Source organism: Burkholderia sp. FERM BP-3421 (assembly GCF_028657905.1).
GTDB lineage: Bacteria > Pseudomonadota > Gammaproteobacteria > Burkholderiales > Burkholderiaceae > Burkholderia.
This window is the reverse complement of record NZ_CP117782.1, coordinates 2,067,405-2,081,484: the sequence shown is the minus strand read 5'-3', so window position 1 is coordinate 2,081,484 and position 14,080 is coordinate 2,067,405. Positions and strand designations below refer to the sequence as shown.

Genomic DNA, 14,080 nt, shown 5'->3' with positions numbered 1-14,080 from the left:
CATGAGCGTGCGTGGAATCATTTGGCTCGCCGTGCTGTTCGCGATCGCCGCGGCGCTCGCGACGGTGGGGCGTTTCGACACCGGCCAGGTGCTGCTCGTCTATCCGCCGTACCGGGTCGACCTGTCGCTGAACCTGTTCGTGCTCGGCATCATCGTGCTGTTCATCGCGCTGTATGCGCTGCTGCGGATCGTGCGCAACATCTGGCGCATGCCGCAGCGGGTCGCCGCGTATCGGGCGCGCGCGCGCAACGAGAAGGCGCAGGTGGCGCTGCGCGACGCGATCGCGAACCTGTACGCGGGCCGCTTCACGCGCGCCGAGAAGGCCGCGCGCGATTCGCTCGTGATCGATGCGAACCAGGGCGCGGCGGGGCTCGTCGGCGCGACGGCCGCGCACCGCATGCACGAGTACGCGCGGCGCGACGAATGGCTCGCGAAGGTCGACGCGCCGGAATGGCAGGACGCGCGCCTGCTCGCGACGGCCGACATGCGCGCCGACGGCCGCGACGCGGAGGGCGCGCTGGGCGCGCTGGCCGAGATGCAGGCGTCGGGCGGCAAGCGGATCCATGCGCAGCAGGTGGCGCTGCGCGCGCAGCAGCAGTTGAAGAACTGGGCGGAAGTGCTGAAGCTCGCGAAGCTGCTCGAGAAGCGCGAGGCGCTGCATCCGGCCGCGGCCGTGCGGCTGCGCCAGCAGGCGGCCGAACATCTGCTGCGCGACCGCCGGCACGATCCGGACGCGCTGCTCGAAGTCTGGCAGTCGCTGTCGGTCGCCGAGCGCCAGTCGCCGCGCCTCGCCGATCTGGCGGCCGAACTGATGGTCGCGCTCGAGCGCCGCCCGGAAGCGCGCCGGATCGTCGAGGATGCGCTCGCGCACAACTGGGACGCGCGGCTGTTGCGCCGTTATCCGGATACGGCGGGCGCCGACGCGCTGCCGCTGATCCAGAAGGCCGAGACCTGGAAGAAGGACCGCCCGGAAGACGCCGACCTGCTGTTCGCGCTCGGCCGGCTGTGTCAGCAGCAGCAGCTGTGGGGCAAGGCCCAGTCGTTCCTCGAGGCGGCGCTCAAGCTCGCGGACAGCGAGGCGCTCAAGGTGCGCACCCACCGCGCGCTCGCGCGGCTGTTCGAGCATCTCGGCGAGACCGACAAGGCGGCGAAGCACTACCGCGAAAGCGCGCTGGCGATGACGACGGTCTGAACGCGTCGCGGCATCGTTGCCTGACGAAACCCCACGCGCCCGAAGGGCCCGTGGGGTTTGTTTTTGGGGGCGACGTGCAACGGCGACGTGCAACGGCGACGTGCGACGACGACGTGCGACGACGACGTGCGACGACGACGTGCGACGACGACGTGCGACGACGACGCGCAGCCGTCGACATGCACCGCATGCCGTGCCGCTCAGCGGTTGACGAGCGCCTTCGGCACCGACAGCGCCAGCAGCCCGCCCAGCACCATGAAGCCGGCGAGCATGTACATCCCCGCCGCGGTCGACGCGGTGACCTGCTTGAGCCAGCCGATCAGATAGGGGCTCAGGAAGCCGGCGAGATTGCCGACCGAGTTGATGAGCGCGATGCCCGCGGCGGCGGCCGCGCCGCCGAGGAACGCGGTGGGCAGGCTCCAGAACAGCGGCAGCGTGGTCAGGATGCCCATCGTGGCGAGCGTGAGGCCGAGCATCGCGAGCGCGGTCTGATGCGCCCACACGACCGAGAGCACGAGCCCGAGCGCGCCGAGCGCGGCCGGCAGCGCGACGTGCCAGCGCCGTTCGCCGCGCCGGTCGGCGCTGCGCGCGATCAGGATCATCGCGACCACCGCGGCCGCGTAGGGGATCGCCGAGAGCAGGCCGATCATCAGCGAATCGGTGACGCCCGTCGACTTGATGATGGTCGGCAGCCAGAAGCCGACGCCGTAGAGCCCCATCACGAACGAGAAATAGATCGCGGCCATCAGCCACACGCGCGGGGTCGCGAACACCGCGCCGAGCGACGGGTGCTGCTTGCCGGCCTCCTCGGCGTGGACGTTGCGCGCGAGCAGCGCCTTCTCTTCGTCGGTGAGCCAGCGCGCGCCGTCGATGCGGTCGTCGAGCTTGAGCAGCACGAGCAGGCCGACCAGCACGGAGGGGATGCCTTCCAGCAGGAACAGCCACTGCCAGCCGTGCCAGCCGTTGGCGCCGTCGAACGCCTTCAGGATGTAGCCCGACACCGGGCCGCCGATCACGCCCGACAGCGCGATCGCCGTCATGAAGAAGGTGGTCATGCGGCCGCGCCGGTGGGCCGGATACCAGTAGGTGAGGTACAGGATCACGCCCGGGAAGAAGCCCGCCTCGGCGACGCCGAGCAGGAAGCGCATCACGTAGAACATCACGGGCGTCGTGACGAACATCATCAGCGCCGAGATGATGCCCCAGGTGATCATGATGCGCGCGATCCACAGGCGCGCGCCGACCCGGTGCAGGATGATGTTGCTCGGCACTTCGAACAGAAAGTAGCCGAAGAAGAAGATGCCGGCGCCGAGCCCGTAGACGGCGTCCGACAGGTTCAGGTCGGCCGCCATCTGCAGCTTCGCGAAGCCGACGTTGACGCGGTCGAGGTAGGCGACCACGTAGCAGAGCAGCAAAAGCGGCGTGAGGCGCCACGAGACCTTGCGATAGATCGCTTCCTCGAACGCGGACGACGCGGGTGCGGAACTGGCCATGATGTCTCCTGCGAGTGTCGTGGGGAATCGGCGCGCGGCGGCGGGCCGCCGCGCGGGTTACACGCAGCGTCCGCCGTCGACCTCGAGGCACACGCCGGTGATGAACTCGGCTTCGTCGGAGGCGAGATAGAGCGCGGCGTTCGCGACGTCCTGGGGCGTCGACAGGCGGCCGAGCGGAATCGTCGCGAGGAAGCGCGCGCGGTTGTCGGGGGTGTCGGGGACGCCCATGAACTCGGTCATCAGCGAGGTTTCGCCGAGCACCGGATTCACGCAGTTGACGCGGATCCGGTCCGGGCCCAGCTCGGCCGCGAGCGTCTTGCTCGCGGTGATCAGCGCGCCCTTGGTGCTGTTGTACCAGACGAGGCCGGGGCGCGGCCGCACGCCCGCGGTCGACGCGATGTTGACGAACACGCCGCCGCCCCGGCCGCGGAAGTAGGGGACGAGGGTGCGCACGCACCAGAACAGGCTCTTCATGTTGACCGCGTAGACGCGGTCGTACTCGGCCTCGGTCACGTCGAGCACCGGCTTGTTGCGATGCGTGGTGCCGGCGTTGTTGACGACGATCTGCACCTGGCCGAAATCGTCGAGCGCCGCGGCCAGCAGCGCGCGCCAGTCGTCCTCGCGCGCGACGTCGCCCGGCGCCGCGATCGCGCGGCCGCCCGCGAGCGCGATCTCGCTCGCGACGCGTTCCGCGGCGGCGCGGTTCAGATCGTTGACGACGACCTGCGCGCCTTCGCGCGCGTACGTCTTCGCGATGCCTTCGCCGAAGCCCGAGCCGCCGCCCGTGACGATGGCCGTCTTGCCGTTCAAGCGCATGATGGTGTCTCCTCCTGTCGATGGATCGTGATGGGCGCGGCCGCGCCGCTAGCCGTGCTTGAGCGCGATGGTCTTCAGCACGGTGAAGCCGTACAGCGCCTCGAAGCCCTTCTCGCGGCCGTGCCCGGAGCGGCCGACGCCGCCGAACGGCAGCTCGACGCCGCCGCCCGCGCCGTAGTTGTTGACGAACACCTGGCCTGCGCGCACGCGGCGCGCGATGCGCAGCTGGCGCGCGCCGTCGCGCGTCCACACGCCCGCGACCAGCCCGTACGGCGTGCCGTTGGCGAGCGCGAGCGCTTCCTCCTCGTCGCGAAAGCGCAGCGCCGCGAGCACCGGGCCGAACACTTCCTCCTGGGCGAGCCGATGGCTCGGCGGCACGTCGCGCAGCAGCGCGGGCGCCTGGTAGAAGCCGGTCTCGGGAGCCTCGGGCACGACCTCGCCGTGCGCGGCCATCGCGATGCCGTCGTGCTGCGCGTCGGACAGGAAGTCCCACACGCGTTGCTGCTGCTTCGCGTTGATCAGCGGCCCGCAGTCGAGATCGGCCTGGCTCGGACCGACCCGCAGCGCGTTGAAGGCGGTCGCGAGCCGGTCGACGAGCGGCTCGTAGATCGCGTGCTCGATCAGCACCCGGCTGCCCGCCGAACAGGTCTGCCCGCTGTTCTGCACGATCGCGCCGACGAGCACCGGCAGGGCGGCGTCGAGGTCGGCGTCGGCGAACACGATCTGCGGCGACTTGCCGCCGAGTTCGAGCGTGACGGGCACGTGGTGCTCGGCCGCCATCTGCGCGACGAGCCGGCCGGTGTCGGGCGAGCCGGTGAACGAGAGGTGGTCGACGCCCGGGTGGCGCGCGAGCGCCGCGCCCGCCTCGTGGCCGTAGCCCGTCACGAGATTCAGCGCGCCCGCCGGCAGGCCGGCCTCGGCCGCGAGCGCGGCGACCCGCAGCAGCGACAGGCACGCATCCTCGGCGGGCTTCACCACGCACGCGTTGCCCGCCGCGAGCGCGGCGCCGACGCTGCGGCCGAAGATCTGCATCGGATAGTTCCACGGGATGATATGGCCGGTCACGCCGTGCGGCTCGCGGATCGTCAGCACGGTGTAACCGGGCTGGTAGGGCAGCGTTTCGCCGTGCAGCTTGTCGGCCGCGCCGGCGTAGAACTCGAAGTAGCGGGCCAGCGCGGCGGCGTCCGCGCGGGCCTGGCTCAGCGGCTTGCCGGTGTCGCGCGCCTCGATCCGGGCGAGCGCCTCGCGTTCCTCGGCGACCCGCTGTGCGAGCCGGTACAGCACGCGCCCGCGTTCGGCCGCGCCCGTCGCGCCCCACGGACCCTCGAAGGCGGCGCGGGCGGCGCGCACCGCGGCGTCGACGTCGGGGGCGCCGCCGCGCGCGAGCTGCGCGAACGGCGCGCCGTCGGATGGATCAATCACGGGGATCGTTTCGCCGTGCGCGGGCGGGACCCACTCGCCCGCGATGAAGTGTGCCGCCTGGGGTGCCATGCCGCCTCCTTGCGTGTCGCGACCGGTCATTCGAGTGCGAAGCGTCGCCGGTCGATTGGCTATAATGGCGCATTCTTCCGGGGCCGCGCTATCGTGGCGCACCCTGTCCCGAATTCCACCACTCGAACCTCAGAGCACACTATGAGCTTTAGCAACGTTCCGGCCGGCAAGGACCTGCCGCAAGACTTCAACGTCATCATCGAAATTCCGGCGCAGAGCGAGCCGGTGAAGTATGAGGCCGACAAGGAACTGGGCCTGCTCGTGGTCGATCGCTTCATCGGCACGGGCATGCGTTACCCGGTCAACTACGGCTTCATTCCGCAGACGCTGTCGGGCGACGGCGATCCCGTCGACGTGCTCGTGATCACGCCGTTCCCGCTGCTGGCCGGCTCGGTCGTGCGCGCGCGCGCGCTCGGCATGCTGCAGATGACCGACGAGTCGGGCGTCGACGCGAAGCTGGTCGCGGTGCCGCACGACAAGGTCTGCCCGATGACGGCGAACCTGAAGTCGATGGACGACGTGCCGGGCTACCTGAAGGATCAGATCAAGCACTTCTTCGAACAGTACAAGGCGCTCGAGAAGGGCAAGTGGGTGAAGGTCGAGGGCTGGGCCGGCATCGACGCGGCGCACAAGGAAATCACCGACGGCGTGGCGAACTTCAAGAAGTAAGCCGGCATGCGGTGGCGCGGCCGGCGCATGCCGGTCGCGACGTCGAAGCGCATCACGAACCGCGCGAGTCTCCCTGGAGGCCGCGCGGTTTTGTTTTGCGCGCGCGCCGCGGCGGCGCGGAGGCAAGGACGGCTTCTTTGGCCGGGCCGCGCTTGGGGCCGGGGGGCTTGGCCTGGGTTTTGATTTGGGCCTTGGCTTCGGTTTTGACGCCGGCTTTGGCTTTAGCCTTGGCACCCGCACCCGCACCCGCACCCGCACCCGCACCCGCACCCGCACCCGCACCCGCTTTTACTTTTGCTCCGGCTCCGGCTCCGGCTTTGGCTTTCGTCTTGACCTTGGCTTCGACACCGACGTCGACGCTCCCGCTGGTTTTGGCCTGGACTTTGCGCCGGGTTTCGCGTTTGACTGCGGTTTTGCTCCCGGCCGCGGCGGCGTTCTCCCCGGCGCGTCTGCTTCGTTTGGCCCGGGCGGGCGGCGTGGCGGCGACTTCCGCGTCATCGGCGGCTGCCTCGCCGGCCTCCGCTTTCACCTCGACCGGCACCGCCGCCGCGACCGGTAGCACCGATTCGAGCGTGCGCACGCCGGCCGCCAGCTCGCGCTTTTGCACGGGCGTGAGCCGTTTCACCCAGTATTCGGCGCGCGAGGCGCTCGAGCGGTCGGGCAGCGGAAACGACGCGAGCACGGCGAGCGGCTTGCGCGCGCGCGTGTAACGCGCGCCCGTGCCGTTCGCATGCTGCTCGAAGCGCGCCGCGACATCGGTGGTGATGCCGGTGTACACGCTGCCGTCGGCGCATTCGATCAGGTAGAGATGCCAGGACATGAAGGGAAGGCGGAACGCGAAGCCGCCAGTGTCTCAGAAAAGCGCCGGGCCGCCGCGTTTCAGCCCGCGCCGTCCTTGAACGGATTGTGTTCTCGCAGTTCGTCGACATACGCGTGGATGTGGCCGGTCTCGCGTTCGAGGAAGCGCCCGACCGCATCCGCGAACGCCGGATGCGCGAGCCAGTGCGCGGAGCGCGTGACGGTCGGCAGGAAGCCGCGCGCGAGCTTGTGCTCGCCCTGCGCGCCGCCCTCGAAGGCGTCGAGCCGCTCCTCGATGCAGAAATCGAGCAGTTGGTAATACGCGGTCTCGAAGTGCAGGCAAGGCACGTCCTCGAGCGCGCCCCAGTAGCGGCCGTACAGCGTGCCGCCGCCGTCCGGGCCGCGCTGGTAGACGGCGAGCGCGCTCGCGATCGGCTTGCCCGCATGCTCCGCGATCACGAGCAGCAGGTTGTCCGGCATCGTCGCGCCGAGGGTGCGGAAGAATTCGAGGTTCAGGTAGGGCGTCGAATAGTGCTCGCGGTAAGTGCGCTGGTAGCAGCGCGAGAAAAAGCGCCAGTCGGCATCGCTCGCGTCCTCGCCGCGCACGCGGCGGAACGTGATGCCGGCGTCCGCGACCTTGCGGCGTTCCGCGCGGATGTTCTTGCGCTTCTTCTGTTCGAGCGTCGCGAGAAACGCGTCGAAGTCGCGATAGCCCTGGTTGAGCCAATGGAACTGCACGCCCTCGCGCAGCATCATCCCGAGCCCGGCGAGCAGCTCGGCCTCGGCCTCGGTCGGGAACAACACATGCAGCGACGACACCTCGCTCTGCCCGGCGAGCGCGACGAGCGTCGCGGCCAGCTGGCGGCGCGCATCGTCGTCGACGGCGAGGAGGCGCGCGCCCTGGACCGGCGTGAACGGCACCGCGCACAGCAGCTTCGGATAGTAGGGCACGCCGTTGCGCTGGTAGGCGTCGGCCCAGGCCCAGTCGAACACGTATTCGCCGTACGAGTGGCTCTTCAGGTAGGCCGGCGCGGCGGCCGCGAGGCGGCCCGTGCGCGGGTCGGTGAGCACCACGTAGCGCGGCGTCCAGCCGGTGTCGTCGACCGCGCAGTGCGCGCCGTGCAGCGCGCTCAGGAAGGCGTGGCGCAGGAACGGCGTCGGCCGCCCGGAGGCGGCGAGGAGGGCGTCCCATTCGGCCGGGTCCGCGTCGAGCGGAGAGGACAGAATGCCCGTGCGATAATCGATGCGTTCGTGTTTCAACGGTATCAATCCGTTCCGTTCCATGTGGCGGACGCCGCGGCGTCCGCCGGCAGGTTTATCCAAAGCCGTTCGCGCGGCGCGCCGGCGAGGCCGCCGCTGGTCCCGTCATGAAGACTCGTATCGCTCTTGCCCAACTCAACGTCACCGTCGGCGATTTCGCCGGCAACGTCGCGCGGCTGGTGGCCGCCGCGCACGCCGCGCACCAGGATGGCGCACACCTCCTGATCACGCCGGAACTCGCGCTGTCGGGCTATCCGCCCGAGGATCTGCTGCTGCGTCCGGCGTTCTACGCGGCCTCGGCCGCCGCGCTCGCGGAGCTGGCCGCGCAGCTGAAGCCGCTCGACGGCCTCGCGGTGCTGGTCGGCCATCCGCTGCGCGCGCCCAGCGCCGATGGTAATGCAAACCGCCCGATCGAGCGCGGCGCGGCGCCCGCCGACACCTACAACGCGGCGTCGCTGATCGTCGGCGGCGAGATCGTCGGCACCTACCGGAAGCAGGACCTGCCGAACGCCGAGGTGTTCGACGAGAAGCGCTATTTCGCGACCGATGCCGAGCCGTTCGTGTTCGACCTGCATGGCACGCGCTACGGCGTGGTGATCTGCGAGGACGTCTGGCATGCGTCGGCCGCGCAGATCGCGAAGGCGGCGGGCGCGCAGGTGCTGCTCGTGCCGAACGGCTCGCCGTACCACCTGAACAAGGAGGCGGTGCGCGTCGACATCCTGCGCGCGCGGATCCGCGAGACCGGGCTGCCCGTCGTGTACGTGAACCTCGTCGGCGGCCAGGACGAACTGGTGTTCGACGGCGGCTCGTTCGTGCTCGACGGCGCGGGCGAACTGGTCGCGCGGATGCAGCAGTTCGCCGAGAGCCACGCGATCGTCGAGTTCGACGGCGCGCGGCCGCTGCCGGGCGCGATCGAGCCGACGCTGACGGTCGAGGCGCAGGTGTATCGCGCGCTGGTGCTCGGCGTGCGCGACTACATCGGCAAGAACGGTTTTCCGGGCGCGCTGATCGGCCTGTCGGGCGGCGTCGATTCGGCGCTGGTGCTCGCGATCGCGTGCGACGCGCTGGGCGCGGAGCGCGTGCGCGCGGTAATGATGCCGTCGCGCTATACCGCGGACATCTCGACGACCGACGCGGCCGAGATGGCGCGCCGGGTCGGCGTGCGCTACGACGAGATCGCGATCGCGCCGATGTTCGACGCGTTCCGCGGCGCGCTCGCGAGCGAGTTCGCGGGGCGCGCGGAGGACGCGACCGAGGAGAACATCCAGGCGCGCATCCGCGGCACGCTGCTGATGGCGCTGTCGAACAAGTTCGGCTCGATCGTGCTGACGACGGGCAACAAGAGCGAGATGGCGGTCGGCTACTGCACGCTGTACGGCGACATGGCGGGCGGCTTCGCGGTCATCAAGGACATCGCGAAGACGCTGGTCTACCGGCTGTGCCACTACCGCAACGGGGCGGCCGAGTACGACTCGCGCGACATCATCCCCGAGCGGATCCTGACGCGCGCGCCGTCGGCGGAACTGCGCGAGAACCAGACCGACCAGGACAGCCTGCCGCCGTACGAGGTGCTCGACGCGATCATGCGGATGTACATGGAGGAGGACCGGCCGCTTTCGGAGATCGTCGCGGCGGGTTATGCGCAGGCGGATGTGACGCGTGTCACGCGGCTCATCAAGATCAACGAATACAAGCGCCGTCAGGCGCCGATCGGGATCCGCGTCACGCATCGCGCGTTCGGGCGCGACTGGCGCTACCCGATCACGTCGCGGTTCGCGGAGCGGATCGACTGACGCGCGGCGGGCAGGGCATGGGCCGCGCGGCATGCCGCGCGGCGGAGCGAGACTTTCATTCAATCAGAGGGGCACCATCATGAAACGCATCACCGCCATCATCAAGCCGTTCAAGCTCGACGAAGTTCGCGAGGCGCTCGCCGAGGTCGGCCTGACCGGGCTCACGGTCACCGAGGTCAAGGGTTTCGGCCGGCAGAAGGGGCATACCGAACTGTATCGCGGCGCGGAGTATGTGGTCGACTTCCTGCCCAAGATGAAGATCGAGGTGGTGGTCGCCGCGAGCCAGGTCGACCAGGTGATCGACGCGGTGATCGGCGCCGCGCGCACCGGCAAGATCGGCGACGGCAAGATCTTCGTGTCGGACGTCGAACGCGTGATCCGGATCCGCACCGGCGAGGAGAACGAGGCGGCGGTCTGAACGGGCGCGTTGCCCGATGTCCGACGAGACAATAAAAAACGGTGCGATACCCGGGTGGGTACCGCACCGATACGCGCCTCTCGCAGCAGCGTGAAAACTTCGTCTTGAGTTGGAATCAGCCGCGCGCGGCTCAGAACAGGTGCTGGATGCCCGCGTACACGCCCGTCTGGCTGCCGCCGAACTTCGGATTGCCGTTCGCGATGTCCGTACCCGCCGGGTTCGCGTTCAGGCCGAAGTTCGCGGTCTTGCTGTTGCGCACCGTCGCGACCTGCAGGTCGAGCAGCGTGCGCTTCGACAGGTTGTACGAGCCGCCGACCGTGTAGATGTTCGCGTTGCCGCCGCCGTTGTTGGCGTTCACGTGGTACACGGCGGCGATCAGCGCGGCAGCCGGCGTGGCCTGCCAGGTCACGCCGCCCCAGACCTGCTGGGTGGTCGTGACGCCGTTGTTGGCCGGATTGCCCGCGGTGGAGTTCGCGTGCGACGACTGATAGGCCGCCTGCAGCTTGAACTGGCCGAGGAACACGTTCACGCCCGCGAAGTATTCGCGCGAGTAGTTGAACACGTCGTCGAGCTGGCCGGTGACCGGGTTGCGCGCTTCGTCGTAGACGCCGCGCACCTGGAACAGCGCGTTCGTGTAGGTGACCTGCAGGCCTTCGCTGCGACCTTGGCCGGTGCTGCCGTTGCCGTTCCAGTTGGTCGCGTTCGACAGCGAGTACTGGCCGTACACGTCGAAGCCGTAGAATTTCGGCGACTGATACGAGATGTTGTTGCTGGTCTTGTTCCAGTTACGGCCGCGCACGAGCGACGCGGTCGACCACGACGACTGGCCGAACGGATCGAAGTCCCACACGCCGTTCGCGATCGCGAGTTCGCGGCCGAGCAGCAGGGTACCGTAGCTGTCGTTGGCGATACCGATCGTCGCCCAGCGATTCCAGAGGCTGCCGCCGCCCGGGCCGGTGCCGTCCATCGTGTTGAAGCTGCCTTCCAGCTGGAACACCACCTTGTTGCCGCCGCCGATGTCCTCGGAGCCCTTCAGGCCCCACAGGCTGGTGCCCCAGTTGCCGCTTTCGGCACGCCAGCGGCTCGCGCTGCCGCCGTTCGCGCTGGGCAGGCCGTTCATATACTCGATGCCGGCGTCGATCCGGCCGTACAGCGTGACGCTGCTTTGAGCCTGCGCCGCCACCCCGGCGGTCATCAGTGCCGCCGCGAGCAAAGCTTTCTTCATCATCTCCTCCATACCCTGTCAAAAAGTCAACCCAGTACCACGCGAGATGTCCGGAACCGGATTCCGGACAAAATTGGGATAACCAGGGAGACCGCGTGCGGGGCCGGCTGGGCAGTGCACGTCGGGAGCGACGGATGGACCGTTTTGCGAACCCGTGCGACCGGATGGGCCTGCCGGGGTCTCCTTGTTGTCATGAAGTAAAACTACTTTTCATGATCTTCGTTTTGCTACTTTGGTTACTAATTTAGCAAAAATACACTTTGGTGGCGACGAAAATCGTTGTTTGACTAGCCCGTGTCGCCAAATTGCAATGATGGTGTGCGGCAGGTCGCACGCGCGGCATGCGTAAGATGGGCGCTACCCTTGTCGAATAAGGGACTCACGATTTCGCACGGGGAGGCTCAAGGATTGCGAGTATTGACGGTGATAATTGTCAGGCGTAGTGCGAAATTGCTCCTATTTGGTAAGCATTTAGTAATTTCAGCCGGCGTCCGCGGTTTCAGTCGAACGCGGGCACGGCCTGCAATAGTTGCGCGCGCAGCCATTGATGCGCGTCGGTGCGCGCGCGCTGCGCATGGGTGTAGACCTTGACCGTGTAGCGCGGTATCTCGAACGGCGCATCGAGGATCCGGATCGGCGCGGCGTGGCGCAGCGCGAGCGCGGCGCGGTGCGGCACCGTCATCAGCAGCGCCGAGTCGGCGATGATGAACGGCGCGGCCAGCACGGTCGGCAGTTGCACGGCGACATCGCGCGCGAGTCCGAGCCGTTCGAGCACGTGGTCGACCATGCCGCGCGGTTCGTTCCAGGGCGTCACCACCACGTGCCGCTCGGCCAGGTACTGGTCGAGGCTCAACGGGCCGTCGATGCGCGGATGCGGATCGCGCGCGATCACCACGTAGTCGTCGGAGAACCAGTCGAACTCCTCGACGCCCGTCGCATGGGCGGCCGGATCGTCGTTGTAGCCGAGCGCGAAGTCGACGCGGCCCGAGGCGAGGTCGTCGGTCGCGACGCGGCGGCTCGAATAGACGATCCGGAAGCGCAGCCGCGGCGCCTGCTGCTGCATGCGCGCGATGAACGCGGGCAGGACCGCGAACGCCGTGTAGTCGGTCGCCGCGAACACGAAGGTGTGGTCGCTGTCCGCGGGATCGAAATGGCGGGTGCGCTGCAGGCCCTGCGACATCACGCCGAGAGCGTCGCCGACCCATCCCGCCATCTGTTCGGCGCGCGCCGTCGGCTGCATCGCGTTGCCGAGCCGCACGAACAGCTCGTCGCCCGTCGCCTGGCGCAGGCGCGCGAGCGCGTGGCTCAGCGCGGAGGGGCTCAGCGCCATCTCGTGCGCGGCCGCGCTCACCGAGCGATGGCGGCACAGCGCGTCGAACACGAGCAGCAGATTGAGGTCGAGGCGGCGCAGATCGGAATGCATGGATTTCATGTCTGGATGAAGAAATTGCACTTCCTGCATGAAGGGGCACACCGTAGCATGAGGGGTCCGGCGGCGCCAGTGCTGCGCCCGTCATCCGATGCAACCGAGGAGCCGTGCCTTGACTACCTGGATTCGCCCCGCCGCGCGCGCCGACGCCGCGCTGATCCTGCGCTTCGTGACCGAGCTGGCCGAGTATGAAAACGCGCGCGACCAGGTCGTCGCGACCGTCGAATCGATCGAGCGCAGCCTGTTCGGCGCGACGCCCGCCGCGCGTGCGCTGATCGTCGAGGTGGGCGGCGAGGCGGCCGGGTTCGCGGTGTACTGCCGCTCGTATTCGACCTGGCTCGGCCAGGCCGGCCTGTACCTCGAGGATGTCTACGTGGCGCCGCATGCGCGCGGCGCGGGCGTGGGTCAGGCGCTGATGCGCGCGCTGGCGCGCATCGCGGTGGAGGAGGGTTGCGGCCGTTTCGAATGGAGCGTGCTCGACTGGAATGCGCCGGCGATCCGCTTCTACGAGGCGCTGGGCGCGGCCGCGCAGCCCGAGTGGGTGCGCTACCGGCTCGCGGGCGACGCGCTGCGCGCCGCGGCCGCCGACGCGCCCGCCGCCGCGGGCTGAGCGAGGGCAAGCGCGCCTTGAATGGCGCGGGTTGCCGGCGCGCGGGCGGGTGGCTTCGCCCCGGCGCGCGCCGCCCGCCGCCGCGGCCCGGCCGTTACTTGAGGCTGCCGGACAGGAACTGCTTCAGGCGTTCGCTGCGGGTGCCGCCGAACACCTCGGCGGGCGCGCCTTCTTCCTCGACGCGGCCCTGGTGCAGGAACATCACGTGGTTCGACACGTTGCGCGCGAAGCCCATCTCGTGCGTGACGACGATCATGGTGCGGCCTTCCTCGGCCAGCTTCTGCATCACCTTCAGCACTTCGCCGACCAGTTCCGGATCGAGCGCGGAAGTCGGCTCGTCGAACAGCATCACGTCCGGCTGCATCGCCAGCGCGCGCGCGATCGCGACGCGCTGCTGCTGGCCGCCCGACAGGTGCGACGGATACTGCTTCTCGAGGCGCGGCGCGAGCCCCACCTTCTCCAGGTATTCGCGCGCGCGTTCCTCGGCCTCGCGCTTCGACAGCCCCAGCACGTTGACGGGGGCCTCGATCACGTTCTCCAGCACGTTCAGGTGCGACCACAGGTTGAAGTGCTGGAACACCATCGCGAGCTTGGTGCGCACGCGGCGCAGCTGCTGCGGGTCGGCGGCCTTGAGCGCGCCGCCCTTGTCGCGCGCGGTGCGGACTTCTTCGCCGTCGACGAAGATGCGGCCCGCATTGGGCTGCTCGAGGAAGTTGATGCAGCGGAGCATCGTGCTCTTGCCCGAACCGGACGAGCCGATCACGCTGATCACGTCGCCGGCGTTCGCTTTCAGCGACACGCCCTTGAGCACCTCGTTGCTGCCGTACTGCTTGTGAAGATCGTCGACGAAAAGCTTGTGCATCTGGGTAGTCATCAGAGGGTCCTG

General features: G+C 69.0%; 13 protein-coding genes. 5 read left to right on the top strand and 8 right to left on the bottom strand.

Annotation, left to right across the window (positions count from 1 at the left end; translation table 11 throughout):
- The first annotated feature begins 1 nt into the window (after position 1).
- Positions 2-1,192: a heme biosynthesis protein HemY gene (locus Bsp3421_RS25350; protein ID WP_273998631.1), complete on the top strand. Its 1,191-nt coding sequence runs from the start codon at positions 2-4 to the stop codon at positions 1,190-1,192.
- Between the two features lie 200 nt (positions 1,193-1,392).
- On the opposite strand, the gene Bsp3421_RS25345 is transcribed toward Bsp3421_RS25350, so the two are convergent.
- From Bsp3421_RS25345 to Bsp3421_RS25335, 3 genes are read right to left on the bottom strand one after another with little or no spacing between them, the layout of a single operon-like run.
- Positions 1,393-2,685, bottom strand: coding sequence for an MFS transporter (locus Bsp3421_RS25345; RefSeq protein WP_273998630.1), 1,293 nt, complete (start codon positions 2,683-2,685; stop codon positions 1,393-1,395).
- 57 nt (positions 2,686-2,742) lie between these two features.
- Positions 2,743-3,501 (bottom strand): SDR family oxidoreductase, encoded by a 759-nt coding sequence (locus Bsp3421_RS25340; RefSeq protein WP_273998628.1) that lies wholly within the window; start codon positions 3,499-3,501, stop codon positions 2,743-2,745.
- Positions 3,502-3,549: 48 nt separating this feature from the next.
- Positions 3,550-4,992 carry an aldehyde dehydrogenase family protein gene (locus tag Bsp3421_RS25335; protein ID WP_273998627.1) on the bottom strand — a complete coding sequence of 481 codons (1,443 nt, stop codon included), beginning with the start codon at positions 4,990-4,992 and terminating at the stop codon, positions 3,550-3,552.
- Between the two features lie 141 nt (positions 4,993-5,133).
- On the opposite strand from Bsp3421_RS25335, the gene ppa reads away from it, so the two are divergent.
- Positions 5,134-5,661, top strand: a complete 528-nt coding sequence (gene ppa, locus Bsp3421_RS25330; RefSeq protein ID WP_273998626.1) for an inorganic diphosphatase — start codon at positions 5,134-5,136, stop codon at positions 5,659-5,661.
- 52 nt (positions 5,662-5,713) lie between these two features.
- Here the strand turns inward: ppa and Bsp3421_RS25325 are convergent, their stop codons facing one another.
- Both Bsp3421_RS25325 and Bsp3421_RS25320 read right to left on the bottom strand, forming a co-directional pair.
- Entirely contained in the window at positions 5,714-6,481 is a 768-nt protein-coding gene (locus tag Bsp3421_RS25325; protein ID WP_273998625.1) for a GIY-YIG nuclease family protein, read from the bottom strand.
- Between the two features lie 59 nt (positions 6,482-6,540).
- Complete coding sequence (locus Bsp3421_RS25320) at positions 6,541-7,719, bottom strand: GNAT family N-acetyltransferase (RefSeq protein ID WP_273998624.1); 1,179 nt, start codon at positions 7,717-7,719, stop codon at positions 6,541-6,543.
- Between the two features lie 107 nt (positions 7,720-7,826).
- Between Bsp3421_RS25320 and Bsp3421_RS25315 the strand changes: the two genes are divergently transcribed.
- Both Bsp3421_RS25315 and Bsp3421_RS25310 read left to right on the top strand, forming a co-directional pair.
- Positions 7,827-9,512, top strand: coding sequence for an NAD+ synthase (locus tag Bsp3421_RS25315; protein ID WP_273998623.1), 1,686 nt, complete (start codon positions 7,827-7,829; stop codon positions 9,510-9,512).
- Positions 9,513-9,591: 79 nt separating this feature from the next.
- Entirely contained in the window at positions 9,592-9,930 is a 339-nt protein-coding gene (locus tag Bsp3421_RS25310) for a P-II family nitrogen regulator (RefSeq protein ID WP_252982396.1), read from the top strand.
- Between the two features lie 130 nt (positions 9,931-10,060).
- On the opposite strand, the gene Bsp3421_RS25305 is transcribed toward Bsp3421_RS25310, so the two are convergent.
- Together Bsp3421_RS25305 and Bsp3421_RS25300 are read right to left on the bottom strand one after the other, a co-directional pair.
- The gene (locus Bsp3421_RS25305; RefSeq protein ID WP_273998621.1) at positions 10,061-11,155 is read right to left on the bottom strand and encodes a porin; all 1,095 of its coding nucleotides are present in this window, start codon (positions 11,153-11,155) and stop codon (positions 10,061-10,063) included.
- A gap of 499 nt (positions 11,156-11,654) precedes the next feature.
- Entirely contained in the window at positions 11,655-12,608 is a 954-nt protein-coding gene (locus Bsp3421_RS25300; RefSeq protein ID WP_274004350.1) for a LysR family transcriptional regulator, read from the bottom strand.
- Positions 12,609-12,675: 67 nt separating this feature from the next.
- On the opposite strand from Bsp3421_RS25300, the gene Bsp3421_RS25295 reads away from it, so the two are divergent.
- A complete protein-coding gene (locus Bsp3421_RS25295) occupies positions 12,676-13,194 on the top strand; it encodes a GNAT family N-acetyltransferase (RefSeq protein ID WP_443111526.1) in 519 nt (172 codons plus the stop codon).
- Positions 13,195-13,288: 94 nt separating this feature from the next.
- On the opposite strand, the gene Bsp3421_RS25290 is transcribed toward Bsp3421_RS25295, so the two are convergent.
- Entirely contained in the window at positions 13,289-14,068 is a 780-nt protein-coding gene (locus Bsp3421_RS25290) for an ABC transporter ATP-binding protein (protein ID WP_273998618.1), read from the bottom strand.
- Positions 14,069-14,080 lie beyond the last annotated feature (12 nt).

Excerpts from the sequence above, each read along its gene's own strand:
- Bsp3421_RS25325 (WP_273998625.1), bottom strand. The coding sequence starts at position 6,481 with ATGTCCTGGCATCTCTACCTGATCGAATGCGCCGACGGCAGCGTGTAC.
- Bsp3421_RS25310 (WP_252982396.1), top strand. The coding sequence starts at position 9,592 with ATGAAACGCATCACCGCCATCATCAAGCCGTTCAAGCTCGACGAAGTT.
- Bsp3421_RS25340 (WP_273998628.1), bottom strand. The coding sequence starts at position 3,501 with ATGCGCTTGAACGGCAAGACGGCCATCGTCACGGGCGGCGGCTCGGGC.
- Bsp3421_RS25290 (WP_273998618.1), bottom strand. The coding sequence starts at position 14,068 with ATGACTACCCAGATGCACAAGCTTTTCGTCGACGATCTTCACAAGCAG.
- Bsp3421_RS25345 (WP_273998630.1), bottom strand. The coding sequence starts at position 2,685 with ATGGCCAGTTCCGCACCCGCGTCGTCCGCGTTCGAGGAAGCGATCTAT.
- Bsp3421_RS25315 (WP_273998623.1), top strand. The coding sequence starts at position 7,827 with ATGAAGACTCGTATCGCTCTTGCCCAACTCAACGTCACCGTCGGCGAT.
- Bsp3421_RS25305 (WP_273998621.1), bottom strand. The coding sequence starts at position 11,155 with ATGAAGAAAGCTTTGCTCGCGGCGGCACTGATGACCGCCGGGGTGGCG.
- ppa (WP_273998626.1), top strand. The coding sequence starts at position 5,134 with ATGAGCTTTAGCAACGTTCCGGCCGGCAAGGACCTGCCGCAAGACTTC.
- Bsp3421_RS25295 (WP_443111526.1), top strand. The coding sequence starts at position 12,676 with ATGCAACCGAGGAGCCGTGCCTTGACTACCTGGATTCGCCCCGCCGCG.
- Bsp3421_RS25350 (WP_273998631.1), top strand. The coding sequence starts at position 2 with ATGAGCGTGCGTGGAATCATTTGGCTCGCCGTGCTGTTCGCGATCGCC.
- Bsp3421_RS25335 (WP_273998627.1), bottom strand. The coding sequence starts at position 4,992 with ATGGCACCCCAGGCGGCACACTTCATCGCGGGCGAGTGGGTCCCGCCC.